Genomic DNA, 26,704 nt, shown 5'->3' on the forward strand with positions numbered 1-26,704 from the left:
GTATTTCTTCATGCTATAATTATATTTAAAAATCACTGAAATGAAAACTGAGTGAGAATAAACAATCATAAAGGAGGTAACCTATGATAGAAGTCTTTACTATGGCACTTCATCAATCTAATATTATAATTAATATTTTATTAGTTAGTGCCTTTTTATTAAATTTAGTTTTTGCATTCATTATTATCTTCATGGAGAGGCGTACAGCAAATTCTATATGGGCGTGGTTATTGGTTTTAGTTTTTTTACCTTTAGTAGGATTCATATTGTATTTATTATTAGGTCGCCAAATACAGAGAGAACATATATTTAAACTCGCCAAAGAGGATAAAGTTGGTCTTGAAATGATTGTTGACGAGCAATTAGAGGCTTTGAAAAAGCAAGACTTTTCTAAGGGTAATCATCAAATTGTTAAATTTAAAGAAATGGTACAAATGTTACTTTATAATAATGCTGCTTTTTTAACAACTGATAACGATTTAACAATTTATACAGATGGTCATCAGAAATTCGATGATTTAATTAATGATATTAGACACGCACAATCATATATTCACATCCAATACTACATTATTCATAGTGATAATCTCGGAAAGCAGTTGTTACATGAACTAGAAAAAAAAGCTGAAGAAGGTATAGAAGTTAAAATGCTTTACGATGATATGGGCTCAAGAGATTTACGAAAGAAGGACTTAAAAAAATTTCGTCAAAGAGGCGGCCATGCTGAATCTTTCTTCCCATCAAAATTACCACTTATTAATTTAAGAATGAATAATAGAAATCACAGAAAAATAGTAGTCATTGACGGTACGATTGGATATGTTGGTGGTTTTAATGTAGGAGATGAATATTTAGGTAAATCTAAGAAATTTGGTTATTGGAGGGACACACACTTACGTATTAAAGGTGACGCGGTAAATGCCCTTCAACTCAGATTCATCTTAGATTGGAACTCACAATCAACTCGTGACAATTTAACTTATGAATCTCGATATTTTCCTGATGTTGACTCTGGTGGTACGATAGGCATACAAATTGCTTCAAGTGGGCCTGATGAAGATTGGGAACAAATTAAATATGGTTATTTAAAAATGATTTCTTCAGCTAAGGAATCTATATACATTCAATCACCATACTTCATTCCCGATCAAGCTTTTTTAGATTCGATTAAGATTGCAGCGCTTGGTGGTGTGGATGTTAACATCATGGTTCCTAACAAACGTGACCATCCCTTTGTTTATTGGGCTACGCTTAAAAACGTAGCGTCTTTACTTGAAGCTGGCGTAAATGTCTATCATTATGATAATGGTTTTCTACATTCAAAAACACTTGTCATTGATGATGAGGTAGCAAGTGTAGGAACTGCCAATATGGATAATCGAAGCTTTACATTAAATTTTGAGGTCAATGCTTTTATTTATGATGAAGGTGTAGCGCGATCATTAAAACAAGCTTTCATTAATGATATGAAATTATCTAACAAGCTCACTTCTGAAGCATATGCTAAACGAAATATACTAGTTAAATTCAAAGAAGGGATTTCACAACTACTTTCTCCAATTTTATAGAAATTTGCAAGAAGTGAACGCTTAACGACAGGTTCACTTCTTCATTTATATCTTCTTTAATGTAACAAAATATGTAGTATCATTAATTAAACCATTATAATGATGTCAAAGATATTATTAAATACTAAATGTTAAAAAATGAAATACTTTGATACTTTTAAATTAAGTAAGGAGTCTATCTATGAACTCAAGAATGAAGATTAAAAACGCTTATGAATATATGAAAAGTTTCCATCAACATGATACTACTGGACATGATATTGCACATGTGGAACGTGTCTATAACAACGCTTGTTATATCGCTAAACAAGAAAATATAACAGATACATTCGTTATAGAACTATCATCTTTATTGCATGATACTGTTGATAGTAAATTAACTGATGAAATTTTAGCATATGATCAGCTTAAACAGTTCTTATCTACTCTAGATTTAAGCAATGAAATATCACAACAAGTCCTCTACATTATTAAACATATGAGCTATCGAGCTGGTAAAAATAATCACGTTAAACTTTCGATAGATGGTGAAATCGTTAGAGATGCTGATCGCCTAGATGCCATAGGAGCAATCGGCATTGCTAGAACATTCCAATTTTCAGGACACTTTGGTGAACCTATGTGGACTGAAACGAAGTTTTCAAATGAAGCGTTACATACGTCTCACATTGAAGAGTTAGACAATTCAGCAATAAAACATTTTTATGAAAAATTATTTAAATTAAAAGATTTAATGCACACACCTACTGCAAAAAAACTTGCAGATGAAAGACATCAATTTATGATTCAATTTCTCAAACAATTTATGTCAGAGTGGAATTTTAATAAAGAGTAAATTCAAATAAGAGATAAATTGTTAATTCATGTTTTAACCAAAATCATTAGTATCTACCACATAAAAAATACCTGAGACAACGATTGGTGTCTCAGGTGATTGTTTATTATTTTTTATTCTTTTTTGATACTACTTGAGTATTTTTCCCTTTTTTCTTTGAAGAAGGATTATGTTCTCTTTCATACTTTTCAATAAAAGGTTGAACTTCTTTTTTAGCAAGTTTAGAGTAATAAATATTAGCAAAATGCGTTTGAATTACTAAGAATAATGCACTGACAGACCAGTATAAACCTAAAGCTGATGATGCTTGTAAAGAAATCCAAATAATCATTATTGGAGAAATAACCATCATCATATAACCCATCTGACGTTGCTCTTGAGGCATCGTTTTGCTTGAAACTACAGCTTGAATAAAGTATAGCACACCGGCAATAACTGTAATCCAAATGTCAGGTTTAGTTAAATTAAACCATAAGAAATGCGGATGTTCAGATAAACCATTTACAAGTTTATCTTTTAATACAAAGTATAATCCCATAATAATTGGCATTTGAATAAGTATAGGTAAACATCCTAACATGCTCTTCATAGGGTTCATATCATATTTTTTATAAACTTCCATAAGTTCTTGGTTTGCAGCCATTTTTTCTTCTTGTGTACGCGCACGTTTAACCTTTTCTTGAATGCCATCTACTTCAGGTTTAGCCACTTTCATTTTCTCACGCATCATGTGGCTATTTTTATAGTTAGATAACATAAATGGTAACAAGATTAAACGAATGAAAAGAACTAATACAATAATTGCTAGTCCAAAATTATTATGAAAAACATCATTTCCTAACCACTGTAAGAGATGTTTCATAGGTTGAACAAAAGTATTAAAGAAGAATCCATCTTGCTTCTCAGGTGTAGAGTAATCACAACCTGCTAGAAAAATCATTATTCCCAAAAACAAAGGTAGTAACGCTTTTTTCTTCATTTTTCCACCTCTAATGTTATATTCACATAGAGTATATTTTATCATACTAATACAATAGTAGAAAACAAAAAGTAGAAAAAATAGAGATTTAGGTGAAATATCTTAAGAAGTATTTAACCGTTTTGTCTATATTGGTACTACGTGTAATTGCTGAGATGACAGAAATACCATCTGCACCTTCGTCAACAATAGGCTGCACGTTAGTTTCATTAATACCTCCAATGGCAACTATAGGAACATCATGAATATATAATCTTAATTGAGATATCATAGATGGCCCAACAGGTTTACTAGCGTCATCTTTTGATGATGTTGTATACATTGGACCTACTCCAATATAATCAACTTTAGACAAATCAGATTGTTGATACTCTTTCAAATTCCCTACACTTAAACCTATAATCTTATTTTTAAATTGGCTTGCAAATTGTTGAATTTCTATATCATCTTGACCTACATGAATGCCATCAGCATTAATCTCTTGGGCTAATTGAACATCATCATTAACTATCATAGGTACGTGATATGAATGACATAATTGTTTAAGTTTTAAGGCTAGCTGTTTTTTCTTTTCTCCTTTTAGTGCATTAGGGCCTTTTTCACGAAATTGATACAATGTGATTCCAGCTTCTAATGCCTCTTTGAGAACTTGCTCAATTGATTTATTTTTAGGTATATCTTGTGTTCCGCAAATAAAATAGACTGATAATTGTTTTGAATCAAACATCATATTTATATCTCTACCTTTTTTACTTGATTTTTATAAGCAATATCATTCATTTGATAAAGTTGATCTAGTAGTTCAGATAGAAAAGTACCAGGTCCATTTACATGAGGTGCTTGTTCAGCAAATTCTGCTGCGATGTTGTAGACACTTACCGCTTCAACTAATAAATCAATTGAAGGTTGAGTATTTCTAAACAAGAAACTTGCTAATACACCACCTAACAAGCATCCAGCCCCTGTAATTTTAGTAAGAAGCGGAGAACCATTAGATAATTTAATTATTTTCTCATTTTTTGCAATAATATCATCTTCCCCAGTAATGACAATAGCAGTGTTTAAAGTATTTGCCGCTTTTTTTGCAATATTTACTGAATCTAATTCGCTATCACTGTCAGTACCTTTCATAGTTGTATTAAAATCAATTAATGTCAATATTTCTGATGCATTGCCTTTTATAACTGTGACATTAACTTCATCAAGAAAACGTTGACAAAAATTTTTACGATATGTAGATGCACCAACTGCCACTGGATCAAAAACTATTGGTGTACCTTGCTGATTAGCAATTTTACCTATTTTGATAATATCTTCCTCATTTTCACGTGTGAGTGTACCGATATTAATTAAAAGCGCACTAGCCATTCGAGTAAAATCTTCAGCTTCTTCTGGTGCCTCACTCATTGCGGGACTAGCACCTAAACTTAGTAAACCATTCGCAGTAAAGTTTTTCACAACATCATTGGTATAGCAAATTACGAGTGGATTTTCTGAACGTAATCGTTCTAAATTATTCATCATCTAAACCTACTTTCTTCATATAAGCAAAATGATTTACAGGTCCTCTTCCCCTGCCAATTTCTGGGGTATGTTCAATACTTAATGAAATAAACTCTTTTGCTTTTTTTACTGCATCATTTATGGAACGACCTTTAGCTAATTCTGCTGTAATGACTGCTGAAAAAGTACAACCAGTTCCATGCGTATGTTTAGTATCAAAGCGTCTGTTCTCAAATGTATACGTTTCATTCTTAGTGAAAAGAAAATCTTTAGCATTATTTAAATCGGCTGAATGTCCACCCTTAATTACAACGCCCTTACTACCAATTTCATTAATAAAGATTTGACCTGCTTTACGTATACTTTCTTCATCGTTAATTTTAATACCAGTAATTTCTTCAGCTTCAGGTATATTCGGAGTGACAACATCAGCCAAAGGTAATAATGTTGATTGCAAATGATTTTTAGTATTGTCATCCATCAATGAATCACCACTTTTGGCAAGCATAACTGGATCAATCACATAAGGAATATTGGAATGTTCCTTTAAGTATCTTTGAATCAACTCCATCGTTTCTTTTGTTGCAATCATACCCGTTTTGATAGCTTGTGGTAATTCATCATCAAACACACTATCAAGTTGTTCCTTTACCCATGAAGTTTCTAAATTATGAATATGTTGAACTCCTAGAGTATTTTGAGCAACGATACTTGTTATAGTGGCCATACCATAAACGCCACACGCGTGAAATGATTTTAAATCCGCCATAACACCTGCCCCACCGGTGGGGTCTGTGCCTGCTATTGTTAGTGCAATTTTAGGTTTATGCATTATTATCTCCCCTATATTCCCATTTTTCATTAATATATGCCATATTGAAGAAATGTCTCTCATGAATAGTACTTTGCAAGAAATTTTCTTTAATTTCATTTTTTTCAGTCTCACTACAATGTTTAGTTAAACGGTCCATCAATTGATCGAACACATCAACAAGTTCGTCCATTTCAGTACTATAAAATTGGAACCATTTAGAAGTCACTGATTCTTTATTTAATTTTGGATCTTCCATCGCACGTTTACCAATGACAGCGTAAACGTATGGACATGGTGCCATCGCTGCAATCGTGAAGGCTGCATTTTCACGTGCAAATGCATTGAAGTACATGTGTTTAATATAATGATCACCACTTGGTGGCCATACTTTTTCTTTTACTATTTCTTCATATGGTTCATTAATGAAATCAGCTAGAACCTCATGCGCTTCAACTTCTCCTTCTAACATAAATTCAATTTGTTCTACTAGAAATTTAACATCATCCATGGAACTCATTTTGGGTATGAGCATTGCATAAATATTTGTAAACTCTTTTAAATAAGAAGCGTCTGCTCTTAAGTATTGTCTTACAGCTTGATTAGATAACTTACCTGCTAGTAAATCTTGAATAAAACCATCATTGTAAATGTCATCAATAATAGGTTTTGATGCTTCCCTCAACTCTTTTGAAAATGTCATAATTAGCCTCCTCAAAAAATAAAACTACTTCCCAACGAGGAAAGTAGTTAGACCAAGACATCTTAATGACGAATAGTTAATAACTACTTTCCTACGTTGGTATTAACCAAATCAGGTTATAAGGGTCTGAATACATTCATCTCAGCCTTTTGGCTCCCCTAGTAGTAAATAATATATGATTCATTATCAACCATAGCAAACGATTACATGTAAATCAAATAAGTCGTATAATAAAAAACCATCTTCTCAAATTCGAGAAGATGGTACATACTTCATATTTTAATTAAGCAGTTACCCAATGACCTGGGCCACCAGTATTATATAATTTTACTGCTGCTTTGTCTTGTACGCTTTCTGGAGCTTTTGCAGGTGATACACCTTTATATTGACTTGGAGCAACAGAATCCCAAGTTGATTGTAAGAATTGATATTTACCTGCTGCACCTGAAGATGGGTTTATTGCATGAATATCGCCACCTGATTCACGTTGAGCAATTTGTTGTAAATGTGAATTTACATTTACTGATGAACCACTTGAAGCTTTACTTGAAGAAGTTTGACTTGCAGATGTTGATTTTGTTTGTGGTTGCGCTGTTTGCTCATTTTGTGGTGCTGATACTTGTACAGGTTGTTGTTGTGTTGCTACTTGAGATTGGCTTGGTTGAACAGGTTGCGTAGCATTGTTTGTTGATTCATAACTCCAACTCCAAGTAGAACCATCAGATTCAAAATGATAAGAATTGCCATTGTAATCAAAATTAATGTTATAAGCACCTTCTTGAACAGGGCTTTCATTTAGTGATTGATCATTAGTTAACGCTTTTTGAGCTAATTCTGCTTTATCAACATTTGTAGTCTCACTTGCATGTGCGTCATGTCCTGCGTTGCCTGCTACAACGCCTAGTCCTATAGCTAATGATGATGCAACTAATGTTTTTTTCATTATTAAAAATCCTCCTAAAAGTGATTTGTTTTCTTAATTTGTTTACGTAACCTACTGTAACATCTATAAAAATCGTGCAGGTTACACTGAAATAAAAAAAAACGCCAGTTTTTTACACTGCAATTACATTAAATAGTATACTAATTCTAATGAATAACCGTAATGATTCCTATCATGATAGTTTTTTCGAGTCACATTATCACAATATCGTTGTAATATAAATGAAATTTATCAGATAATTATCAAAATTATAGGCCTTTGATATGTATTTAAAGCGACCTTTAATTAATGTTTTATGATTAACAAAGGCCGCTCGAGTATAATTGAAAGAAAGGATAAATTAATTTATTAAATATAGGATGGAGTTTTAAAGGAAAAGTTAGTTGTTTAAATATGAATTATTTCTAAATCATTAGGTTGATAAGTGTTGTTTTCAAATTGATTATCAGAGGGAGTTTCATTGTTTTTATTTTTTGGGGACATGAATTTAATTGTTTCAACGTATAATTCTGTAACAAAATGTGTTTGGCCTTCTTTTTCATATTTTCTTGAACGCATTTGCCCAGTTATACCTACTAAAGTACCTTGACTAGTGTACTTTTCAATATTAGTGGCAGTTTTACCGAAAGCTTTACAAAGCAAATAATCTGAAGAAATTTCGTTATTATCATCTTTGTAGTTTCTTTCTGTAGCAACGCAAAATGTTGCTATTTTGTTATCCTCCTTTTCATATATTTGAGCATCTTTCGTCATTCTACCAACAATGACTATTTTATTTAACATGTGTCACCTCCTTCTTATGCTCTAATCATAACTGAGCTTAGTTCACTGGTCAAAACCACAATTTTATTGAAATTGTTAGTAAATGATGATGAGATTTTGATATATTTAAAGAAAATATTGAAGTATTATATCTAAATCTGACATAAATTTATATTTTTGTATGAATAAAAAAATTTGGAGAAGTGATATTATGAAAACTTTTAAGGCAGTAAGATTTCAAATTGTGAATGAACATGGTGCTATATCCGAATACGCCATTGAAGATGGTGTGATTATAAATAAAGAGGGAAGTGGCACTGGATGGTTACTAGAAATAGTTATTTCAAATGAACACTATGAAACATTTAATCAATATAAGGAAAACAAACAACTTTTAGATATTAGAGTAGTTATTACAAGACCTGCTAACGATCCAGCGTTATTTAATGCAACAGTTAAAAGCGTTAAAAATTTTAAATATTCAATGTCAGTCGTTTTAGAATGTCACATCTACACTTTGAGACAAGAATACGCTGAGAGTTTATTAGAAGAATTAGTTGATGAAGGACTTACTGGTGAAAAGTTAAAAAAAACATTTAATCGTATGATGCAATCAAAACCTAAGTTGAAAGATGAGAAAATCGAAAGATAAACACATAGGGTAATTATAAAACATTTAATTTTCATATATTTAAATCATATACAAATTTAAATGTTGAACATAAATAAAGCCTAGAACATGAATTAACCATTGTTCCAGGCTCTATACGAACACTAATTACTATATTAAAAAGCACTACTATTGATACTTATATTTTCAGACGAGACCTGACTTAGAGCATTTCAACCAGAAATTCAATAGACATGAAAAGTTAGGTCAATAATCTGTGCAACTTTCTTTAAATATGTTTTTACTATTTTATTATCACAATACGAATTATTTTACCTTAAGAGTTTAATTATCTAAGGTTAAGCATCTTGAATAGCAAAAGTAAGTTCACAGCTACAAGCAAGTTGGCCATCAACAGTCGCTTTAGCCGAACCTTTACCTATAGGGCCTTTTATTTTAGTTATTTCAACTTCCAACATTAATGTATCTCCAGGTACGACTTGTTTTTTGAAGCGACACTTATCAATGCCTGCAAATAATGCTATTTTTCCTTTATTTTCTTCGCTATTTAACATAGCTACTGCACCAGTTTGCGCTAAAGCCTCCGTTATGAGAACACCAGGCATCACAGCGTAATTAGGGAAATGTCCCTGGAAAAATGGTTCATTACCCGATACTTGCTTTAGTCCTACACATCTTTTACCTTCATCATATTCTACAATTTTATCTATTAGTAAAAAAGGTTGTCTGTGTGGGATAATTTGTTTAATTTGATTATAATCAAAAATCGTTTCCATTTTTAAAACCTCCGTGCTTAAGCTGTAATAATATTATTGATTAACTCGTTCTATGTTTGCACCTAGACTTTTTAGTTTTCCATGCAAATTGACGTATCCTCTATCAAGATGCTTTAACTCAGTCACTTGCGTAGTTCCCTCGGCAACTAAACCAGCTAAGATTAAGGCTGCAGCAGCTCTTAAATCCGTGGCTTTAACTTGAGCACCTTGTAAATGGCTTTTTCCTTCAATTTTAGCACTTCTTCCTTCAACACTTATATTCGCATTCATTCTTCTAAATTCTGCAACATGCATAAATCTATTTTCAAAAACTGTCTCAGTAATCACTTTGTGTCCATTTGCTGTTAATAATAAAGCCATCATTTGAGATTGCATATCAGTTGGGAAACCTGGGTGAGGTAAAGTTTTTACATCTACTGGATTTAAATCTCCATTTGCTGTAACTCTTATACCTTCTTCATTATATTCAAGATCTATCCCCATCTCTTCAAGCTTATATATTAAACTAGCCAAATGTTCTTTAATTGCACCACGTACAAATATGTCACCACGAGTTATTGCACCTGCGATAAGTAGCGTTCCAGCTTCAATTCTATCTGGTATAATTGCATGTTCAACACCGTAAAGTTTTTCAACACCATGTATCGTAATGGTATCAGTACCAGCACCTGTGATTTTACCGCCCATTTCATTAATATAATTAGCTAAATCAACAATTTCAGGTTCTTTAGCGACATTCTCAATGATAGATTTTCCTGATGCCAAGGACGCTGCCATAATAATATTTTGAGTTGCACCTACACTCGGAAAATCTAAATGGATATGTGCTCCCTTTAATCCATCTTTAGCATTTGCATAAATATTTCCATTTTCTAAATGAATGTCTGCACCTAAAGCTTCAAATCCTTTAATGTGCTGCTCAATAGGACGTGTTCCAATCGCACATCCTCCTGGCAAAGCAACAATAGCATGCCCTAATCGAGCGAGTAATGGTCCCATAACCAAGATGCTTGCTCGCATTTTACTCACATATTCATAAGGGGCTTCTTCATTTAAAGTTTTAGTTGCATCAACTTTAACTGCATTTTTATCTTTATCATACTCTACATTTGCATTGAGTGTAGATAATACATTATTGATTGTTTCAACATCACTTAACTCTGGGACATTAACTAGTTTACTTTGTCCTTCTGAAGCAAGTAATGACGCTGTAAGTACAGGTAATACAGCATTTTTAGCTCCTTCAACATTTACTTCACCTGTTAAACGATTTCCACCATTTATTACTATTTTATCCATCTTTAATCCTCCACTTAAAACTCTAATCAGTTATTCATTTCCCAACATTATAATTAAATATTCGTCATATGATCACATTTAACCTATAAATTAAATAACAATTACAAAGTTATTTTATCAAGTATTTCACTTGAGTTGAATATTGCAATAAATCAACTATAAAGTTACTGACTGCCGTACCCAGTAAAATAGAAATAAAAATCATACAAACTTGAACTTGTAATGGGTAGCCCTTTTTAAAAAGTTGATCTAATTTTATGGAATTTAAAGCCCAATAAGCTACGCAAATACAAACAACATGTAAGATTAAATGTACAATTGCGAACTGACCAAGATAATCCATATTAAGCTCCTTCGTAAGATTACTGTATAACATTGTACACGAAAAGAGGCAATAAAGATACTTATAAAAATGGATATTAGTTTTTAATATTTTAGAATTTAAAAAAAGGTTCGATAGTCATTAAAATATACTATCGAACCTTTTTTAATTATTGTAATTCTGCAACACGTAAACGATTATTTGCTCGTTCAAGTGCTCTTTTAGCTCTATTTATGTCTGTATTATCATCATCATCTTCTAAATGTGATTCTGCTCTCGACTTAGCTAACTTAGCTCTTTCAACATCGATTTCACTAGCAGGTTCGGCCGTTTGGACGATAATTGATAATTGATGTTGTCTTACTTCAATAAAGCCATCACTTACAGCAATAAATTCATTTCCATTGTGAAAATTAACTTTCACATGACCTGTTTTTAATGCAGCAACAGTTGGAATGTGACCATACATAATCCCCATTTCTCCAGCTGTTGTTTGTAAGACAGCCATCTCAACGTCTTCACGTTCATAGACAGAACCATTAGGAGTGACAATATTTAGTCTAAGTGTATTCATTATCCATACCTCCTAATTATTAGACTTCAACACCCATATCTTTTGCTTTCTCAATTACGTCTTCCATGCTACCTACTAAACGGAATGCGTCTTCAGGAATATGGTCATACTTACCATCTAAAATATCTCTGAAGTCTGCAACTGTTGTTTTAACAGGTACATATGAACCTTTTTGTCCAGTAAATTGTTCTGCAACGTGGAAGTTTTGTGATAAGAAGAATTGAATTCTACGTGCTCGTTCCACAGTTTGTTTATCTTCATCAGATAATTCATCCATACCAAGAATCGCAATTATATCTTGTAACTCTCTATATTTTTGTAGAGTAGATTGAACTTCACGTGCCACATCATAATGCTCTTGACCTACTACTGAAGGTTCCAAAGCTCTAGATGTAGAAGCAAGTGGGTCTACAGCAGGATAAATACCCATTTCTGTTAATTTACGCTCTAAGTTTGTTGTTGAATCTAAGTGAGCGAACGTTGTTGCTGGCGCAGGGTCAGTATAGTCGTCGGCTGGTACGAAAACAGCTTGAATTGATGTAACTGAACCTTTATTTGTTGAACTTATACGTTCTTGTAATTGACCCATTTCTGTAGCAAGTGTAGGTTGATAACCAACAGCTGATGGCATACGACCTAATAACGCAGAAACTTCTGAACCAGCTTGAGTGAATCTGAAGATGTTATCAATGAATAATAACACATCTTGGCCTTCTTCATCTCGGAAATATTCAGCCATTGTTAATCCGGATAATGCTACACGCATACGTGCACCAGGTGGCTCGTTCATTTGACCAAAGACCATTGCAGTTTTCTTGATAACACCACTGTCGCTCATTTCATAGTAAAGATCATTACCTTCACGTGTACGTTCACCAACACCAGCGAATACTGAAATACCACCGTGTTCTTGAGCGATGTTATTAATAAGTTCTTGGATCAGTACGGTTTTACCTACACCGGCACCACCAAATAATCCAATTTTACCACCTTTTATGTAAGGTGCTAATAAGTCTACTACTTTAATACCAGTTTCTAAGATTTCTACTTTTGTTGATAATTCGTCGAATCCTGGAGCTTGTCTATGGATAGGGTCACGTCGTACTGAATCATCAATTTTTTCATCTAAGTCAATAGTTTCTCCTAGTACGTTAAACACTCTTCCTAGAGTTACGTCACCGACAGGTACACTAATGTCTCTACCTGTATCTTTAACTTCCATTCCTCTTTGAACGCCGTCAGTTGAGTCCATTGCAATTGTACGAACTACATCGTCACCTAGTTGAAGTGCAACTTCTAACGTTAATTGAAGCGTTCCATCTTCTTTAGGAACTTCGATGTGTAATGCATTATTTATCTCAGGTACTTCGTTATGTTCAAAACGAACATCTATTACTGGACCCATAACTTGAGTTACACGGCCAATTCCCATGTTGATTTCCTCCTTTTATTATTACTCAAGAGCTGATGATCCACCAACAATTTCAGTAATTTGTTGAGTAATCGCAGCTTGTCTCGCTCTATTGTATTCTAATGATAAATCATCGATTAGTTCTGTCGCATTATCTGAAGCATTTCTCATTGCTGTCATACGTGAAGCATGTTCACTAGCTTTTGCATCTAAAATTGTACCGTAGATTAAGCTTTCAACGTATTGTGGCAAAATAACGCTTAATATAGATTCTTTATCTGGTTCAAATTCGTATGAAGACATTTGACCATGTCCTTGACCTGAATCTTCTTGAGATAATGGTAAAACTTGTTTAGTTGCAGGTTTATTTTCTAAGACACTAACATAATGACTGTAATAAATAGTCAATTCATCTATGTTTTCCTCGCTAAATAAATCAATAGCATGTTTAGCTATAGATTGAATAGACTTAAATGACGGTTGATCTGGAACTTCAACTAAAGAACTTTCAATTTCATATCCTCTATGATTGAAGAAATCTACACCTTGCTGACCTAAAACGATTAGGCTATATTCACTACTGTCGTTGTGTTTAGATTTGATATCGTTTACTAATGTTTTTAAAACATTTGTACTATAGGCACCGGCTAAGCCTTTATCACTAGTAATTACTAAGTAACCACTTCTTTTAATATCTCTAGATTTAAGCATTGGATGATTAGAAGTACTATTTGAACCAGCTACAGCTGTAATAGCATCTTGCATCTTTTCCATATAAGGTCTAAATGATTTAGTATTTTTCTCAGCTCTACGTAATTTTGAACTAGAAACCATGTTCATCGCCTTAGTGATTTGCTTCATCTTACTTGTCGATTTAATACGACTGTCTATCTCTTTAAGAGAGGCCATTATCTCACCACCTTTGGAGTATTAATCTTAATTTAACGATTTATAAGATTTAGAATGTACTCTCTATATTACGATTAAATTAGATTTTATTCTTCTGATTTATTAAAGCCTTTTTTAAATTCTGTGATAGCAGAATCAAATTTATCAGCATCTGGTAAAGCACCAGTTTCTCTAATTTCATTTAATAACTCAGTTGCATTTGAATCAGCCCAGTGGTTAAATTCCTCTTCAAAACGAGTGATATCTTGTACAGGAATATCATCTAAGTAACCTTTAGTTAATGCAAAAATGATAAGTACTTGATGTTCTACAGGCAGTGGGTTGTTTTGACCTTGTTTTAAGACTTCAACAGTACGTTCACCACGCGCCAACTTTTTAGCTGTGAATTCATCTAAATCAGAACCAAATTGCGCAAATGATTCTAACTCACGATATGAAGCCAAGTCTAAACGTAATGTTCCTGCAACTTTTTTCATCGCTTTAATTTGAGCTGAACCACCAACACGAGATACTGATTGTCCAGCATTAATCGCTGGTCTAACACCTGAGAAGAATAAATCAGATTGCAAGAATATTTGTCCGTCAGTAATTGAGATAACATTTGTTGGAACGTAAGCTGAGATATCGCCAGCTTGAGTTTCAATGATTGGTAAAGCAGTAATTGAACCGCCTCCAAGATCATCGTTAAGTTTTGCAGCTCTTTCTAATAATCTACTGTGTAGGTAGAAGACGTCCCCAGGATATGCTTCACGACCTGGTGGTCTACGTAGTAATAATGATAACTCACGGTATGCTGCCGCTTGCTTAGTTAAATCATCGTAAACGATAAGAACATGTTTTCCATTAAACATGAACTCTTCACCCATAGTTACACCAGAATATGGCGCAATATAAAGTAATGGTGCTGGATCAGCTGCGGATGCAGATACAACGATTGTGTAGTCTAAAGCACCTGCTTGTCTTAATTTTTCAACATTTGCACGAACAGTTGAATCTTTTTGACCTATTGCAACATAAATACAAATTGTATCTTGATCTTTTTGGTTTAAGATAGAATCAATTGCAACTGTTGTTTTACCAGTTTGACGGTCACCAATGATTAATTCACGTTGACCTCGACCAATAGGTACTAAAGCATCAATTGCTTTGATACCTGTTTGTAATGGTTCATCTACAGATTTACGATCCATTACGCCAGTTGCTTTTTTCTCCACAGGACGGGTTTTAGTCGCATTGATTGGACCTTGCCCGTCAATAGGTTGTCCAAGAGGATTAACAACTCTTCCTATCATTTCCTCTCCGACTGGTACTTCCATAATTCGGCCAGTACGTTTAACTTCGTCACCTTCACTAATTTCTTCATATGGTCCTAAAATAACCACACCCACATTAGATTCTTCAAGGTTTTGTGCTAAACCAAGAACACCGTTATGGAATTCTACTAGCTCACCAGCCATAACGTCGTTAAGTCCGTGAATTAATGCGATACCGTCACCAATTTGGAGTACTGTACCAACATCTGTAACGGACATTTCTGACTCATAATTTTCAATTTGTGAGCGAAGCAATGCACTGATTTCTTCAGCTTTTATGGCCATCTATGTCACTCCTCTTTAAATATTAGTTAGCTCTTTCAAATTTTCTTTGTAATTGAACAAGGTCATTTCTAACACTACCATCCATAACTGTAGTTCCAACCTTAACTCTAAATCCACCAATTAGATCTTGATTGATTTTAGTGTTAACAATTACATTTGACAATTCAGTTTGCTTTTTTATAAGTTCTACAATTCTTGATAATTCATCTTCGCTTAACTCGTAAGTCGATTCAATAATAGCAAAATCTTGTTTGTAGTGTTTGTTATATAAATTTTGGAATGATTTAAAAACATTCTCTACAATTGAAATATGTCGGTTATCTGCTAATACTTTTAAAGTATTTACCACATATGGATTTGCTTCGTTGTAAACTCTTTCTACAAATTCTTTACGTTGATTTGCAGTTAAACTTGGATTACTATCAATTGCTTTAAGTTCTTTTATGAAATCAAACGATGAATGGCTAATTGTTTCTAAATCTTCATAGACAACATCTAGTTGATTTGTATCTAGAGCGACATCAAATAATGCTTTGGCATATTTTTTTGCTACCTTTGCCATTATTTATCCCCTGCCTCTTTTAAATACTTTTCAACTAATTCTTTTTGATCTTGCTCTGAAATTTCTTTTCTAAGAACTTTAGATGCAATAAGTACTGATAGTTCAGAAACTTGATTATTAATATCAGAAATTGCACGTTCTTTTTGACTATTAATTTCACTTTGAGCAGTTTCAATCATACCATTAGCTTTTTCGTTAGCTTCATGAATAATTTCTTCATGCTGCTTACGTGCTTGAATCTTAGCATCATCTAAGATTTTTTGAACTTCATCTTGAGTTTCTTTAAGTGTCTTTCTATTTTCTTCTTCAAGTTTTTGAGCATTTATCTTAGCTTGTTCTGCGTCGTCAATATCTTTATTGATATCACGTTCACGTTTATCCATTACTTCTTTTAATGGACCCCAAGCAAATTTCTTCAAAAGTATGATGAGGATTACAAATGTTGCGAGTGTTACAATTGTTGTCCCCCATTCAACTCCTGCACCGAGAATAAATGTATTAGCTGTTGCAGTCACGGGCTCATGACACTCCTTTCGTCAAAATAATCACTAAGCTATAAAAAACAAAACGAACGGCGATAGTCTCTCGTTAGACTTCGCCTTATAAAATGTCTTATCCAGCAAATGTCATGAATGCAATTACAACACCGATGATTGGTAATGCCTCAACTAAACCAACACCAATGAACATGATACCCATTAATTGACCACGTGCTTCTGGTTGACGTGCTACACCTTCAACTGTTCTAGATACGATAAGACCGTTACCAATACCTGCACCTAATGCTGATAAACCAATTGCGATTGCCGCTGCGATTAAATTCATAATAAAATTTCCTCCTAATATTTATATAGTTACTAAATTATATTAATGTCCGTCTGCCACTTTATGTGACATGTAAACCATTGAAAGCATTACAAAGATATATGCTTGAATCGTTCCCACGAATATAGAGAACGCTTGCCAAACTATTAATCCAGGAATACTAATTATCCAACCCCATGCAGGTTGTTCAAAGAACAATGATGCAAGTAAACCGAGTAATAATTCACCTGCAAAAATATTACCGTACAAACGTAGACCTAAAGTTAATGTAGAAGTGAATTCTTCGAATACATTAATAATAGCCAATGGCCAGAAAGGTTTAAAATATCCAGCTGCATAAGCTTTTGTTCCACGCATTTTAATACCGTAATAGTGCGTTAACAAAATCATAGTTGTAGATAACGTTAGAGTTACCGTAGCGTCTGCTGTTGGTGATTTCCACCATAGCGTATGGTCATGAGTGACAATTGCGAACGGTAAACCAAGCATGTTGGCTACAAAAATGAAAAGAATTAATGTCACTGCTAAGAAGTGGAAATTCCCACCTTTTTTCCAGGCCATATTACTTTCAATAATACCTCTAACAAAATCAAATACCCATTCAATGAAGTTTTGTTTTCCAGTTGGTCGTTTCTTTAAGTTTCGAGTGCAAACTATAGCTAAAATAAAAACTAAAATTGCTGTAATCACTACCATTAAAACACTGGCCAGATTAAAAACAATATCGAAACCAAAGACGTTCCAACTAACGAGTGGGGATTTGTGATCCATAAACTCACCTCTTTCTATTAAATTTTTACTCCCTTTGTAGTAGAGGGCGCAATATGATTACAATATAAGAAATCATTAACCCAATTAAAACTCCGATAATATTAATGTGTTCTTTAAAGAATAACCATAATACACATGCAATAATTGCCACTAAATACCTCCAAGTACTACCAGTAGACATTTGTGTCGATTCTTTATGCATGGATTTAGCTAAATAAATCTCAAAGATGTATGTATTTACTAAAGAACCACATGTACCTATCATAAGACCCAAAAAAAATGGGCGGGGTGAAATTGAGTACAATATTCCAACTATTACCAATAAATAAAGATAATATTGCAAATATTGTTTGAAAATGATGTTGAAACGACGCATTTTATAGCCTCCGAGTGTCCTATACCAATCATGTAAACCGTTCCACTCATACAATCTAAATGATAATATAGCCGGTTGTATGGTGTCAATTCTATTCAAATTCTTGTTAAATTTTCACTGGTTTTTGTCACAAAAAATTCACATTTGTCATTTTATAAATCTTTTGTATATTCAAAATGATTGGGTCTGTCATTTGTCAAATTAAAATAATATTTTATATGTTGCACAATTCTCTCACTAGCTTGTCCATCGCCATATGGATTAACAGCTTGACTCATTTTTTGATAAAGGTCTGGTTTTTCTAATAATTTTTTAGTTTCATTATAGACATCTTCTTCATTCGTACCAATGACTCTCAAAGTTCCAGCATCTACACCCTCCGGTCTTTCAGTACTATCTCTCAATACTAAAACAGGTTTATGTAATGATGGTGCCTCCTCTTGTATTCCACCAGAGTCAGTCATAATGAGATATGCTTGTTTAGCAAAATTATGAAAATCAACCACATCAAGTGGTTCTATCAATTCAATCCTAGGATGATTTCCTAAATATTTTTGCGCTATATCTCTTACTTTGGGATTCATATGCATAGGATAGACCAACGCTAAATCATGATATTCATCAATCAACTTTCTAATCGCTTTAAACACGTTTATCATAGGTTTACCTATGTTTTCACGTCTATGTGCTGTGAGTAAAATAAAGTTTTTATTTTTATGTTTTTGTATAATAGATGATGAATATTGGTAATCGATTGTATATTTCATTGCGTCAATAGCTGTATTACCAGTGATAGCTATATGTTTGGCTAATTTACCCTCTTTTACTAAATTCTGTGCAGCATTATAGGTTGGGGCAAAGTGCAAATCTGCCATTACCCCAACCATTTGTCTATTTATTTCTTCTGGATAAGGTGAATATTTATTATAACTCCTTAATCCAGCTTCAACATGTCCTATAGGTGTTTGACTATAAAATGCAGCTAATGCTCCAGAAAAGGTTGTCACTGTATCACCATGAACAAGTACCATATCAGGCACTTCCTTTTGTATGATATCTTCTAACTTTTTCATTGCTTCAGATGTTACTTCAGACAGTGTTTGACCAGCTTTCATAATATTCAAATCATAATCTGCACTTATATTAAAAGTATTCAACACTGAATCAAGCATCTCCCTATGTTGGGCGGTGACTACAACAACGGGTTCAAGGTTAGAATCTTTTTCTAACGTTTTAATCAACGGAGCCATTTTTATAGCTTCAGGCCTAGTTCCAAATATGGTCATAACTTTTTTCTTCAAAAATATCTATCTCCGAATCTATTATTTAGTACCGAATAATCTATCCCCTGCATCACCTAAACCAGGTGTAATATACGCTTTGTCATTTAATTTTTCATCTAATGCTGCAATGTATATATCTACATCTGGGTGTGCTTCTTGCATTTTTTCAACGCCTTCAGGCGCAGCTATTAAACACATAAAACGTATACTTTTAGCTCCTCGTTTTTTTAATGAAGAAATTGCTTCAATAGCTGAAGCACCAGTAGCAAGCATAGGATCAACCACAATAATTTGACGTTCATCGATATCTTGAGGCATTTTCGCAAAGTACTCTACCGCTTCAAGAGTCTCTGGATCTCTATAAAGTCCTATATGTCCTACCCTAGCAGCAGGAACAAGACTTAACACACCATCTGTCATGCCTAAACCAGCTCTTAAAATAGGTACAATTGCTAACTTTTTACCTGCCAAACGTTTAGCTGTCATTTTAGTCACAGGCGTTTGTATTTCAACATCTTGTAGTTCTAAGTCTCTAGTTACTTCATAGGCCATTAACATACCGACTTCATCTACAAGTTCTCTAAACTCTTTTGTTCCAGTGTGAGCGTCTCTAATATAACTTAGTTTGTGTTGTATTAATGGGTGATCAAAAACATGTACTTTACTCATAATCATTTTCCTCCAATGTGTATATCTATTAATTATATAATGGATATTTAGATGTGAGTGCGTGAACCCTCTCTTTAGCTTCATTTAGTTTAGTATCATTATCATAGTTATTTAATGCTAAACTAATAATTTTTGCTACTTCCACAAATGCAGATTCATCAAAACCACGAGTTGTAGCTGCAGGTGTTCCTAGTCTAACACCACTTGTTACAAACGGTTTTTCTTTATCAAATGGAATAGTATTCTTATTACATGTAATTCCTACTTTATCAAGTGTCTCTTCAGCTAATTTACCAGTCATATTGATAGAACCTTTAACATCAACTGCAACTAAATGATTGTCTGTTCCGCCAGATACAACTCTGAACCCTTCTTCAATTAATGTTTGAGCTAAAGCTTGTGCATTTTTAATGACTTGATTTTGATAATCTTTAAAATCGTCGTTCAAAGCTTCTCCAAATGCAACAGCTTTTGCAGCGATGACATGTTCTAGTGGACCACCTTGAATACCTGGGAAGATTGTTTTATCTATATCTTTTTTATATTCTTCTTTACATAAAATCATACCACCACGTGGACCACGTAAAGTTTTATGAGTTGTAGTAGTCACAAAATCAGCATATTCTACAGGATTAGGATGTAAACCAGCAGCTACTAAACCAGCAATATGTGCCATATCTACCATCAATTTAGCTCCTACTTCGTCTGCAATTTCTTTAAATTTTTTAAAGTCAATAGTTCTTGAATATGCTGAAGCACCAGCTACAATTAATTTAGGTTGATGCTCAATTGCTAAACGTCTCACTTCATCATAGTTAATTAATTCATTTTCTTGGTCCACACCATATTCAACAAAATGATAAAATTTACCACTAAAATTGACAGGTGCCCCATGAGTTAAATGCCCACCATGACTCAAATTCATACCTAACACAGTATCGCCCATTTCTAAAGCAACCAAATACACAGCCATATTAGCTTGAGAACCTGAATGGGGTTGGACATTAACATGTTCTGCTCCAAATAAAGATTTTGCTCTATCAATGGCAATGGCCTCAGTTACATCTACGTGCTCACACCCGCCATAATAACGACGTCCAGGATAACCCTCAGCATATTTATTCGTTAATACTGAACCTTGAGCTTCCATAACTGCTTGTGATACGAAATTTTCTGATGCAATAAGTTCAATATTACTATTTTGTCGTTGAAACTCCTTTTGAATAGCATCGTAAACAACTTTATCCTTCTTCTCGATATAAGACATTTGAATCCCCTTCTTCCACAATATTTATTGATATTTAGCTCGTTCGCCACCAATTTTCTTAGGTCTAGATGTCGCTATGGTAACGATAGCTTCTCCAATTTGTTTAACACTTGTTCTTACAGGAACACACACATGTTTAATATGCATTCCAATTAAGGTCTGACCTATATCTATACCTTTTGAAACAGTAATATGCTCAACAACAATAGGATCTTCCATTTGTTGATAAGCGTAAGTGGATAAACTACCACCTGCATGAACGTCTGGAATGACAGTAACTTCTTCCATAGTCAATGGGTTGAAATTTGCTCTTTCTATTGTTACTGCCCGGTTAATATGTTCACATCCTTGAAAAGCAAATGTCACGCCTGTATCAATCTCTAGTTGTTTCAAATTTTCATAAATTTCTTTAGCTACGTCCATCGATCCAACAGAACCAATACGTTTACCTATAACTTCAGAAGTTGAACAACCAATGATACACATTTCGCCTGGGTTAAAGAATGACATATCTTTCAATTCATCAAGCAGTTGTTGTAAATCACGCATTTGAACCCACCCCTTTGTAAAAAATAAAAAGGAACATAGCAAACTTGCTATACTCCTTAATTATAACTTATTTAAAGCTTAACATATACTAATTATATATATTTTACTTTACTCGTGTTTAAATTTTATTTTGTCGACTAAATCATAAATTTTGATATAAGTTTGTTCATAAACATCGAATGAGCCACCAAATGGGTCATCAATTTCCTGTGTGTCACCTACATACTCATTTAATGTAAAGACATTAGATTGTCGTCCATACATAGAAAATATCAAGTCTTTATGAGCTTGCGTCATGGTAAGTATAATATCAGCATCAAGATCATCTATACGAAAAGTTTGTGCTAGCGATGGTTCAGGTAAACCGTACTTATGAATTAATTCTAACGATTTCTTAGATATGGCCTGTCCCTCAACTGCGAATAGTCCTCTTGAAGCTATGCTATCGTTTGGTAAAAGGGACTTGGCTATACTTTCAGCCAGTGGGCTTCGACAAGTGTTGCCACTACATACAAAAATTATTTTCATAGCTTTTCACCTTTAACTAGTTTATAACTTGCTGCTTTTAACATTCGATTCATGATAGCTTCAGTATGATGATTATCTTCAAATCCATAAATATATGCCTCTTCTATTTCTTCATTCTGGTCAAGTTCATGTAAAATTTCATATAAATTATGGCCTGCTGATTTAAAATCTTCCTTATTTTCACATAATGATATAAAAATGCTATTTTCGGGAATCAAACTTCTTTGACTCTGTGGAAATACAAATGCTACTTTTGACCATTTATCATCATTAGCTATTTTTTTATTTAAATCTTTAACAATTGTTAAAGGGGTTTCTGGGGAATAATGTTTATATTTCATCCCAGGTGCGATAGGCTTTTCATTTCCCTCATATATTTGACGATTTATCGAATGTGGTAGTCTACTTTCTATCATATCTTGTGTAATTGAACCTGGTCGCGCAATACGAAACGGAAACTGTGTGCAATCAATCACAGTACTTTCAAGCCCCTCTTCACATTGATCACCATTAACTATACCGTTGACTTTGCCATTTAAATCTCTATTCACATGTTCAAAGGTTGTTGGTGACGGACGACCACTAATATTAGCACTAGGAGCTGCTATGGGTTCATCTACAATTTGAAGTAATGCTCTCCCTATTTTATGACTAGGCATTCTAACAGCGATAGATTCTAATCCACCAGTCACTTTACTGCAAAGATAACCCTGTTTAAGTGGTAATATAAAAGAAATAGGTCCCGGCCAAAATTCATCCATTAATACTTTAACCTTATCATCGATATGCTCTACAAAATCATCGAGTTGTTCAATACTGTGAATATGGACGATTAACGGATTATCTGACGGACGTCCTTTTGCAACATAGATATTTTCGACTGCTTCTTCGTTTCTAGCATTCGCCCCAAGACCATATACTGTTTCAGTAGGTATCGCTACTAAACCTCCATCTAGGAAAGTTTGTTTTATCTCATCAATATGTGGATATTGACTAACATTATTTTTATACATTCTTAAATCCCATATTTGTGTGTGCATGTTTTCACCTCTTCTGTGATTGTATGCTGTAAAGAAATAAGGGCAGAATTTAATTCATTTTCAAAAAGTTGAATTAAAATTCCACCCGTGCTATGTTGCTGATCGAAAGTCATGTTTTTCATAAAGAAAACAACTATAAAAACAATATCGTATAAATTGTTTAACTACCAAATAATAGATATAATTCGCTGATTTCCATTGATATCTTTGAAAATCTCTACTTCTTTTTCAGGATATAAATCTTGAACCATTCTTTTTAAGATATCTCCTTGTTGATAACCAATTTCAAAAACAACATGTCCACCTTGTTTCATTACAAATGGTAAATCTTCTAATATTGACTCATAAATAGCAAATCCGTTTTTCTCAGCGAATAGAGCATGATGCGGCTCATAATTTAGTACTGTTGACTCCATATCTATTATTTCGCTATGACCTATGTATGGTGGATTAGATATTAACCCATCCAATTTTATATCTTTTTCAATTAGCGGTTTTAAAGCATTTCCACGCAAAAACTGAATATTTTGGTGATAGTGACTTGCATTTTGCTTAGCTACACTTAAAGCATCTTCATACAAATCTGTTGCAATAACATTTAATTCAGGTTGCAGTAACTTAAGCGTAATTGCTATAGCACCACTTCCAGTTCCAATATCTGCTATGGTATCAGTCTTTTTACACAATTCTAAAAAATGCAGCATAACTTCCTCAGTTTCAGGCCTTGGTATAAGACAGTGTTGATTCACTTTAAATTGATAACCATAAAATGACTGAAATCCAACAATGTATTGGATAGGTTCTCCAGTGACCATCCTATCCAACGCTTTATCCAATTTGTTAATCGATGTCAAAGACATTTGTTCATCTTTATGAATTAAATAATCTGTTTTTGACCAACCAAAAACATCTAAAAACAACCATTCGGCACGAGTTGATTCAAACCCTTCATTTATAGCAATTGTCTTAGCTTCTGCAAACTTTTCTTTATAATTCACCATTGTTTAATTCTTTCAATTTCTCAGTTTGTTCTGAAAGTGTAAGTGCCTCCACAATCTCGTCTAAATGTCCTTCCATAATTTGATTTAACTTTTGAAGCGTTAAACCAATCCGATGATCTGTCACACGACTTTGAGGATAATTATAAGTTCTTATTCTTTCAGAGCGATCGCCTGTACCAACAGCTGATTTTCTTTGAGAAGCATATTTTTGTTGTTCTTCTTGCAATTTCATATCATACAATCGCGCTTTTAAAACTTTCATTGCTTTTTCTCGGTTTTGAATTTGAGACTTTTCAGAAGAAGTTGCTATAACACCCGTCGGTAAGTGTGTAATACGTACTGCAGAGTCAGTCGTATTAACGTGCTGACCACCAGCACCACTAGAACGATAAGTATCAATTTTTAAATCTTCATTACGTATCTCAATTTCGACATCTTCAGCTTCAGGTAATACAGCAACAGTTGCAGTGGAAGTGTGAATTCGCCCTCCTGATTCTGTTTCAGGCACACGTTGGACTCTATGTGCACCATTTTCAAATTTTAATTTACTGTAAGCACCTGTACCAGATACTGAGAAACTCACTTCTTTATATCCACCATGATCACTTTCTGAAGCTTCTACTATTTCTGTTTTAAATCCGTTTGCCTCGGCGTATTTTGAATACATTCTCATTAAGTCCCCAGCAAATATTGCAGCTTCATCTCCCCCTGCAGCTGCACGAATTTCGACAATAACATCTTTATCATCATTAGGATCTTTAGGTATAAGTAAGATTTTTAATTCTTCTTCCATATCAGGTAATTCTGATTTTAAAGCGCTACTTTCTTCTTTTAGCATTTCAACTTCTTCTTTATCAGATGTTTCACTTAACATATCCTCAATATCTTGTAATTCTTCTTTTTTGGTCTTATAACTTCTATACACATCAACAGTCTTTTGTAAGTCAGCTTGTTCTTTTGAATATTTTCTTAATTTATCAGCGTCATTCACTACATCAGGATCACTCAGTAATTCATTTAATTGTTCATATCGTTCTTCTACTATATCTAATTGATCAAACACTACATTTCCTCCTTCTCATTTTCACTAGGCGCAACTATATGATGTGCTCTACAACGTGGCTCGTAACTTTCATTTGCACCAACCAATATGATGGGATCATCTTCTTTTGCCGGTTCACCATTTATTAACCGCTGTGTACGACTCGAGGGTGAACCACATACAGAACATACTGCTTGCAACTTTGTAATATGTTCACTAACTGCGAGCAACTTGGGCATAGGTTTAAACGGTTCTCCTCTAAAGTCCATATCTAAACCTGCTACAATAACACGATGCCCGTTTTCGGCTAATTTTTCAACTATGTTGACAATATCATCTTCAAAAAATTGCACTTCATCAATTCCGATGACGTTTACTTCTTCTAGCTTATGATTTAAAATTTCTTGAGCTGTAGATATATTAATCGCTTCTATCTCATTACCATTATGTGAGACGACCTTTTCTTTATGGTAACGATCATCAATTGCTGGTTTGAAAACAATCACCTTTTGTTTAGCGTAGATTCCACGTCTTAAGCGACGTATAAGTTCTTCAGATTTCCCACTAAACATACTTCCTGTTATGGTTTCAATCCAACCTGAATGGTACGTTTCATACATTGATAGTTCCACCTTTTTCAAAACATAATCGCTTAATTATATCATATTTTTTATGTATATAAATGTATTTTCAAAGTAAGAATCATAATTTACAGGTGTATTATGAAGTTTAATATTTGAACGAATAATCTATAAAAGATTTTACACATCTCTATAAATGTTTATACTTATCGATAGATTTTATAGATATAAAGAGCTTTGATATAGAGTTGATGATTCAACGAAACTCTATAATAAAAAACTGTCTACAATACCCAAACGGGAAAGTAGACAGTTGAAATCCAAAATTAGTTGTTGTTTGATTTGAGTCCAAACTTTTTGTTGAAACGTTCCACACGACCATCCGCTGCTGCGAATTTTTGACGTCCAGTATAGAATGGATGAGAATCTGATGATACATCTAAACGAATAACTGGGTATTCATTTCCATCTTCCCATTCCATAGTTTCTGAAGATGTTTTTGTAGAACCACTTAAAAATTTAAAGTTTGTTGTTGTATCTAAAAAGATAACTTTGTGGTATTCAGGATGAATTCCTTGTTTCATTT

32 protein-coding genes and 1 riboswitch are annotated in these 26,704 nt (G+C 33.5%); of the genes, 3 read left to right on the forward strand and 29 right to left on the reverse strand.

What is annotated here, in order from left to right; genetic code table 11:
* Nucleotides 1-83 precede the first annotated feature (83 nt).
* Together cls and HMPREF2663_RS00120 are read left to right on the forward strand one after the other, a co-directional pair.
* Nucleotides 84-1,568: a cardiolipin synthase gene (gene cls / locus HMPREF2663_RS00115; protein WP_002447769.1), complete on the forward strand. Its 1,485-nt coding sequence runs from the start codon at nucleotides 84-86 to the stop codon at nucleotides 1,566-1,568.
* A gap of 181 nt (nucleotides 1,569-1,749) precedes the next feature.
* On the forward strand, nucleotides 1,750-2,403 hold the full coding sequence (locus HMPREF2663_RS00120; RefSeq protein WP_002491196.1) for an HD domain-containing protein: 654 nt from the start codon (nucleotides 1,750-1,752) through the stop codon (nucleotides 2,401-2,403).
* 106 nt (nucleotides 2,404-2,509) lie between these two features.
* On the opposite strand, the gene yidC is transcribed toward HMPREF2663_RS00120, so the two are convergent.
* From yidC to HMPREF2663_RS00155, 7 genes are all read right to left on the reverse strand, one after another.
* Nucleotides 2,510-3,382 (reverse strand): membrane protein insertase YidC, encoded by an 873-nt coding sequence (gene yidC, locus HMPREF2663_RS00125; RefSeq protein ID WP_002458703.1) that lies wholly within the window; start codon nucleotides 3,380-3,382, stop codon nucleotides 2,510-2,512.
* 88 nt (nucleotides 3,383-3,470) lie between these two features.
* Nucleotides 3,471-4,109, reverse strand: a complete 639-nt coding sequence (gene thiE, locus HMPREF2663_RS00130) for a thiamine phosphate synthase (RefSeq protein ID WP_070845557.1) — start codon at nucleotides 4,107-4,109, stop codon at nucleotides 3,471-3,473.
* 5 nt (nucleotides 4,110-4,114) lie between these two features.
* A complete protein-coding gene (thiM, locus tag HMPREF2663_RS00135; RefSeq protein ID WP_002486939.1) occupies nucleotides 4,115-4,903 on the reverse strand; it encodes a hydroxyethylthiazole kinase in 789 nt (262 codons plus the stop codon).
* On the reverse strand, nucleotides 4,896-5,717 hold the full coding sequence (gene thiD / locus HMPREF2663_RS00140) for a bifunctional hydroxymethylpyrimidine kinase/phosphomethylpyrimidine kinase (protein WP_070845531.1): 822 nt from the start codon (nucleotides 5,715-5,717) through the stop codon (nucleotides 4,896-4,898). Before thiD ends, thiM begins: the two co-directional genes overlap by 8 nt.
* A complete protein-coding gene (gene tenA, locus HMPREF2663_RS00145) occupies nucleotides 5,710-6,399 on the reverse strand; it encodes a thiaminase II (RefSeq protein ID WP_002447775.1) in 690 nt (229 codons plus the stop codon). The genes thiD and tenA overlap by 8 nt, the downstream gene beginning before the upstream one ends.
* A gap of 71 nt (nucleotides 6,400-6,470) precedes the next feature.
* Nucleotides 6,471-6,569: riboswitch (TPP riboswitch) on the reverse strand.
* A 113-nt stretch (nucleotides 6,570-6,682) separates the two neighbouring features.
* Nucleotides 6,683-7,342, reverse strand: a complete 660-nt coding sequence (locus tag HMPREF2663_RS00150; RefSeq protein WP_002447776.1) for a transglycosylase family protein — start codon at nucleotides 7,340-7,342, stop codon at nucleotides 6,683-6,685.
* A gap of 387 nt (nucleotides 7,343-7,729) precedes the next feature.
* Complete coding sequence (locus HMPREF2663_RS00155; protein WP_070845533.1) at nucleotides 7,730-8,125, reverse strand: single-stranded DNA-binding protein; 396 nt, start codon at nucleotides 8,123-8,125, stop codon at nucleotides 7,730-7,732.
* Nucleotides 8,126-8,315: 190 nt separating this feature from the next.
* Here HMPREF2663_RS00155 and HMPREF2663_RS00160 point away from each other — a divergent pair, with 190 nt between their 5' ends.
* The gene (locus tag HMPREF2663_RS00160; RefSeq protein ID WP_002458706.1) at nucleotides 8,316-8,756 is read left to right on the forward strand and encodes a YwpF-like family protein; all 441 of its coding nucleotides are present in this window, start codon (nucleotides 8,316-8,318) and stop codon (nucleotides 8,754-8,756) included.
* Between the two features lie 317 nt (nucleotides 8,757-9,073).
* On the opposite strand, the gene fabZ is transcribed toward HMPREF2663_RS00160, so the two are convergent.
* From fabZ to HMPREF2663_RS00270, 22 genes are all read right to left on the reverse strand, one after another.
* The gene (fabZ, locus tag HMPREF2663_RS00165) at nucleotides 9,074-9,511 is read right to left on the reverse strand and encodes a 3-hydroxyacyl-ACP dehydratase FabZ (protein WP_002447779.1); all 438 of its coding nucleotides are present in this window, start codon (nucleotides 9,509-9,511) and stop codon (nucleotides 9,074-9,076) included.
* A gap of 33 nt (nucleotides 9,512-9,544) precedes the next feature.
* Nucleotides 9,545-10,810, reverse strand: coding sequence for a UDP-N-acetylglucosamine 1-carboxyvinyltransferase (gene murA / locus HMPREF2663_RS00170; RefSeq protein WP_002490700.1), 1,266 nt, complete (start codon nucleotides 10,808-10,810; stop codon nucleotides 9,545-9,547).
* Nucleotides 10,811-10,919: 109 nt separating this feature from the next.
* A complete protein-coding gene (locus HMPREF2663_RS00175; RefSeq protein WP_002495678.1) occupies nucleotides 10,920-11,153 on the reverse strand; it encodes a DUF1146 family protein in 234 nt (77 codons plus the stop codon).
* 148 nt (nucleotides 11,154-11,301) lie between these two features.
* Nucleotides 11,302-11,706, reverse strand: a complete 405-nt coding sequence (locus HMPREF2663_RS00180; protein WP_070845535.1) for a F0F1 ATP synthase subunit epsilon — start codon at nucleotides 11,704-11,706, stop codon at nucleotides 11,302-11,304.
* Nucleotides 11,707-11,725: 19 nt separating this feature from the next.
* On the reverse strand, nucleotides 11,726-13,138 hold the full coding sequence (gene atpD / locus HMPREF2663_RS00185) for a F0F1 ATP synthase subunit beta (RefSeq protein ID WP_002447783.1): 1,413 nt from the start codon (nucleotides 13,136-13,138) through the stop codon (nucleotides 11,726-11,728).
* Between the two features lie 21 nt (nucleotides 13,139-13,159).
* Nucleotides 13,160-14,026: an ATP synthase F1 subunit gamma gene (gene atpG, locus HMPREF2663_RS00190; protein WP_002458709.1), complete on the reverse strand. Its 867-nt coding sequence runs from the start codon at nucleotides 14,024-14,026 to the stop codon at nucleotides 13,160-13,162.
* 86 nt (nucleotides 14,027-14,112) lie between these two features.
* A complete protein-coding gene (atpA, locus tag HMPREF2663_RS00195) occupies nucleotides 14,113-15,624 on the reverse strand; it encodes a F0F1 ATP synthase subunit alpha (RefSeq protein ID WP_002475463.1) in 1,512 nt (503 codons plus the stop codon).
* 22 nt (nucleotides 15,625-15,646) lie between these two features.
* Nucleotides 15,647-16,186: a F0F1 ATP synthase subunit delta gene (locus HMPREF2663_RS00200; RefSeq protein ID WP_070845537.1), complete on the reverse strand. Its 540-nt coding sequence runs from the start codon at nucleotides 16,184-16,186 to the stop codon at nucleotides 15,647-15,649.
* Complete coding sequence (locus HMPREF2663_RS00205; protein WP_002447787.1) at nucleotides 16,186-16,701, reverse strand: F0F1 ATP synthase subunit B; 516 nt, start codon at nucleotides 16,699-16,701, stop codon at nucleotides 16,186-16,188. Before HMPREF2663_RS00205 ends, HMPREF2663_RS00200 begins: the two co-directional genes overlap by 1 nt.
* Before the next feature lie 97 nt (nucleotides 16,702-16,798).
* On the reverse strand, nucleotides 16,799-17,011 hold the full coding sequence (gene atpE / locus HMPREF2663_RS00210) for a F0F1 ATP synthase subunit C (RefSeq protein ID WP_001048816.1): 213 nt from the start codon (nucleotides 17,009-17,011) through the stop codon (nucleotides 16,799-16,801).
* A 42-nt stretch (nucleotides 17,012-17,053) separates the two neighbouring features.
* The gene (atpB, locus tag HMPREF2663_RS00215; protein ID WP_001829936.1) at nucleotides 17,054-17,782 is read right to left on the reverse strand and encodes a F0F1 ATP synthase subunit A; all 729 of its coding nucleotides are present in this window, start codon (nucleotides 17,780-17,782) and stop codon (nucleotides 17,054-17,056) included.
* Nucleotides 17,783-17,807: 25 nt separating this feature from the next.
* Nucleotides 17,808-18,158, reverse strand: coding sequence for an ATP synthase subunit I (locus HMPREF2663_RS00220; protein WP_002491197.1), 351 nt, complete (start codon nucleotides 18,156-18,158; stop codon nucleotides 17,808-17,810).
* Between the two features lie 152 nt (nucleotides 18,159-18,310).
* Nucleotides 18,311-19,444 (reverse strand): non-hydrolyzing UDP-N-acetylglucosamine 2-epimerase, encoded by a 1,134-nt coding sequence (gene wecB / locus HMPREF2663_RS00225; RefSeq protein ID WP_032602800.1) that lies wholly within the window; start codon nucleotides 19,442-19,444, stop codon nucleotides 18,311-18,313.
* Nucleotides 19,445-19,480: 36 nt separating this feature from the next.
* Complete coding sequence (gene upp / locus HMPREF2663_RS00230) at nucleotides 19,481-20,110, reverse strand: uracil phosphoribosyltransferase (RefSeq protein ID WP_002458713.1); 630 nt, start codon at nucleotides 20,108-20,110, stop codon at nucleotides 19,481-19,483.
* A 28-nt stretch (nucleotides 20,111-20,138) separates the two neighbouring features.
* Nucleotides 20,139-21,377: a serine hydroxymethyltransferase gene (gene glyA, locus HMPREF2663_RS00235; protein WP_002447791.1), complete on the reverse strand. Its 1,239-nt coding sequence runs from the start codon at nucleotides 21,375-21,377 to the stop codon at nucleotides 20,139-20,141.
* 24 nt (nucleotides 21,378-21,401) lie between these two features.
* The gene (locus tag HMPREF2663_RS00240; RefSeq protein ID WP_002458715.1) at nucleotides 21,402-21,926 is read right to left on the reverse strand and encodes a TIGR01440 family protein; all 525 of its coding nucleotides are present in this window, start codon (nucleotides 21,924-21,926) and stop codon (nucleotides 21,402-21,404) included.
* 108 nt (nucleotides 21,927-22,034) lie between these two features.
* Nucleotides 22,035-22,454 carry a low molecular weight protein arginine phosphatase gene (locus HMPREF2663_RS00245; protein WP_070845539.1) on the reverse strand — a complete coding sequence of 140 codons (420 nt, stop codon included), beginning with the start codon at nucleotides 22,452-22,454 and terminating at the stop codon, nucleotides 22,035-22,037.
* On the reverse strand, nucleotides 22,451-23,494 hold the full coding sequence (locus HMPREF2663_RS00250; RefSeq protein ID WP_070845541.1) for an L-threonylcarbamoyladenylate synthase: 1,044 nt from the start codon (nucleotides 23,492-23,494) through the stop codon (nucleotides 22,451-22,453). Before HMPREF2663_RS00250 ends, HMPREF2663_RS00245 begins: the two co-directional genes overlap by 4 nt.
* A 164-nt stretch (nucleotides 23,495-23,658) precedes the next feature.
* Nucleotides 23,659-24,495 (reverse strand): peptide chain release factor N(5)-glutamine methyltransferase, encoded by an 837-nt coding sequence (prmC, locus tag HMPREF2663_RS00255; RefSeq protein ID WP_070845542.1) that lies wholly within the window; start codon nucleotides 24,493-24,495, stop codon nucleotides 23,659-23,661.
* Nucleotides 24,482-25,558: a peptide chain release factor 1 gene (prfA, locus tag HMPREF2663_RS00260; protein ID WP_070845544.1), complete on the reverse strand. Its 1,077-nt coding sequence runs from the start codon at nucleotides 25,556-25,558 to the stop codon at nucleotides 24,482-24,484. Before prfA ends, prmC begins: the two co-directional genes overlap by 14 nt.
* Complete coding sequence (locus tag HMPREF2663_RS00265) at nucleotides 25,558-26,157, reverse strand: thymidine kinase (RefSeq protein WP_070845546.1); 600 nt, start codon at nucleotides 26,155-26,157, stop codon at nucleotides 25,558-25,560. The genes prfA and HMPREF2663_RS00265 overlap by 1 nt, the downstream gene beginning before the upstream one ends.
* Before the next feature lie 287 nt (nucleotides 26,158-26,444).
* Nucleotides 26,445-26,702: a type B 50S ribosomal protein L31 gene (locus HMPREF2663_RS00270; RefSeq protein ID WP_001829959.1), complete on the reverse strand. Its 258-nt coding sequence runs from the start codon at nucleotides 26,700-26,702 to the stop codon at nucleotides 26,445-26,447.
* Nucleotides 26,703-26,704: the final 2 nt, after the last annotated feature.

Origin of the sequence: Staphylococcus sp. HMSC077D08, assembly GCF_001837945.1 — a bacterium.
In the GTDB taxonomy this organism is placed as follows: Bacteria; Bacillota; Bacilli; order Staphylococcales; family Staphylococcaceae; genus Staphylococcus; species Staphylococcus epidermidis.

Excerpts from the sequence above, each read along its gene's own strand:
- HMPREF2663_RS00265 (WP_070845546.1), bottom strand. The coding sequence starts at position 26,157 with ATGTATGAAACGTACCATTCAGGTTGGATTGAAACCATAACAGGAAGT.
- HMPREF2663_RS00180 (WP_070845535.1), bottom strand. The coding sequence starts at position 11,706 with ATGAATACACTTAGACTAAATATTGTCACTCCTAATGGTTCTGTCTAT.
- thiE (WP_070845557.1), bottom strand. The coding sequence starts at position 4,109 with ATGTTTGATTCAAAACAATTATCAGTCTATTTTATTTGCGGAACACAA.
- HMPREF2663_RS00160 (WP_002458706.1), top strand. The coding sequence starts at position 8,316 with ATGAAAACTTTTAAGGCAGTAAGATTTCAAATTGTGAATGAACATGGT.
- upp (WP_002458713.1), bottom strand. The coding sequence starts at position 20,110 with ATGAGTAAAGTACATGTTTTTGATCACCCATTAATACAACACAAACTA.
- HMPREF2663_RS00220 (WP_002491197.1), bottom strand. The coding sequence starts at position 18,158 with ATGCGTCGTTTCAACATCATTTTCAAACAATATTTGCAATATTATCTT.
- thiD (WP_070845531.1), bottom strand. The coding sequence starts at position 5,717 with ATGCATAAACCTAAAATTGCACTAACAATAGCAGGCACAGACCCCACC.
- HMPREF2663_RS00240 (WP_002458715.1), bottom strand. The coding sequence starts at position 21,926 with ATGCGTGATTTACAACAACTGCTTGATGAATTGAAAGATATGTCATTC.
- prmC (WP_070845542.1), bottom strand. The coding sequence starts at position 24,495 with ATGGTGAATTATAAAGAAAAGTTTGCAGAAGCTAAGACAATTGCTATA.
- HMPREF2663_RS00245 (WP_070845539.1), bottom strand. The coding sequence starts at position 22,454 with ATGAAAATAATTTTTGTATGTAGTGGCAACACTTGTCGAAGCCCACTG.
- atpB (WP_001829936.1), bottom strand. The coding sequence starts at position 17,782 with ATGGATCACAAATCCCCACTCGTTAGTTGGAACGTCTTTGGTTTCGAT.
- HMPREF2663_RS00200 (WP_070845537.1), bottom strand. The coding sequence starts at position 16,186 with ATGGCAAAGGTAGCAAAAAAATATGCCAAAGCATTATTTGATGTCGCT.
- tenA (WP_002447775.1), bottom strand. The coding sequence starts at position 6,399 with ATGACATTTTCAAAAGAGTTGAGGGAAGCATCAAAACCTATTATTGAT.
- HMPREF2663_RS00150 (WP_002447776.1), bottom strand. The coding sequence starts at position 7,342 with ATGAAAAAAACATTAGTTGCATCATCATTAGCTATAGGACTAGGCGTT.
- murA (WP_002490700.1), bottom strand. The coding sequence starts at position 10,810 with ATGGATAAAATAGTAATAAATGGTGGAAATCGTTTAACAGGTGAAGTA.
- HMPREF2663_RS00155 (WP_070845533.1), bottom strand. The coding sequence starts at position 8,125 with ATGTTAAATAAAATAGTCATTGTTGGTAGAATGACGAAAGATGCTCAA.
- cls (WP_002447769.1), top strand. The coding sequence starts at position 84 with ATGATAGAAGTCTTTACTATGGCACTTCATCAATCTAATATTATAATT.
- glyA (WP_002447791.1), bottom strand. The coding sequence starts at position 21,377 with ATGTCTTATATCGAGAAGAAGGATAAAGTTGTTTACGATGCTATTCAA.
- fabZ (WP_002447779.1), bottom strand. The coding sequence starts at position 9,511 with ATGGAAACGATTTTTGATTATAATCAAATTAAACAAATTATCCCACAC.
- atpD (WP_002447783.1), bottom strand. The coding sequence starts at position 13,138 with ATGGGAATTGGCCGTGTAACTCAAGTTATGGGTCCAGTAATAGATGTT.
- wecB (WP_032602800.1), bottom strand. The coding sequence starts at position 19,444 with ATGACCATATTTGGAACTAGGCCTGAAGCTATAAAAATGGCTCCGTTG.
- atpG (WP_002458709.1), bottom strand. The coding sequence starts at position 14,026 with ATGGCCTCTCTTAAAGAGATAGACAGTCGTATTAAATCGACAAGTAAG.
- atpA (WP_002475463.1), bottom strand. The coding sequence starts at position 15,624 with ATGGCCATAAAAGCTGAAGAAATCAGTGCATTGCTTCGCTCACAAATT.
- HMPREF2663_RS00120 (WP_002491196.1), top strand. The coding sequence starts at position 1,750 with ATGAACTCAAGAATGAAGATTAAAAACGCTTATGAATATATGAAAAGT.
- atpE (WP_001048816.1), bottom strand. The coding sequence starts at position 17,011 with ATGAATTTAATCGCAGCGGCAATCGCAATTGGTTTATCAGCATTAGGT.
- HMPREF2663_RS00270 (WP_001829959.1), bottom strand. The coding sequence starts at position 26,702 with ATGAAACAAGGAATTCATCCTGAATACCACAAAGTTATCTTTTTAGAT.
- HMPREF2663_RS00175 (WP_002495678.1), bottom strand. The coding sequence starts at position 11,153 with ATGGATTATCTTGGTCAGTTCGCAATTGTACATTTAATCTTACATGTT.
- thiM (WP_002486939.1), bottom strand. The coding sequence starts at position 4,903 with ATGAATAATTTAGAACGATTACGTTCAGAAAATCCACTCGTAATTTGC.
- yidC (WP_002458703.1), bottom strand. The coding sequence starts at position 3,382 with ATGAAGAAAAAAGCGTTACTACCTTTGTTTTTGGGAATAATGATTTTT.
- HMPREF2663_RS00250 (WP_070845541.1), bottom strand. The coding sequence starts at position 23,494 with ATGCACACACAAATATGGGATTTAAGAATGTATAAAAATAATGTTAGT.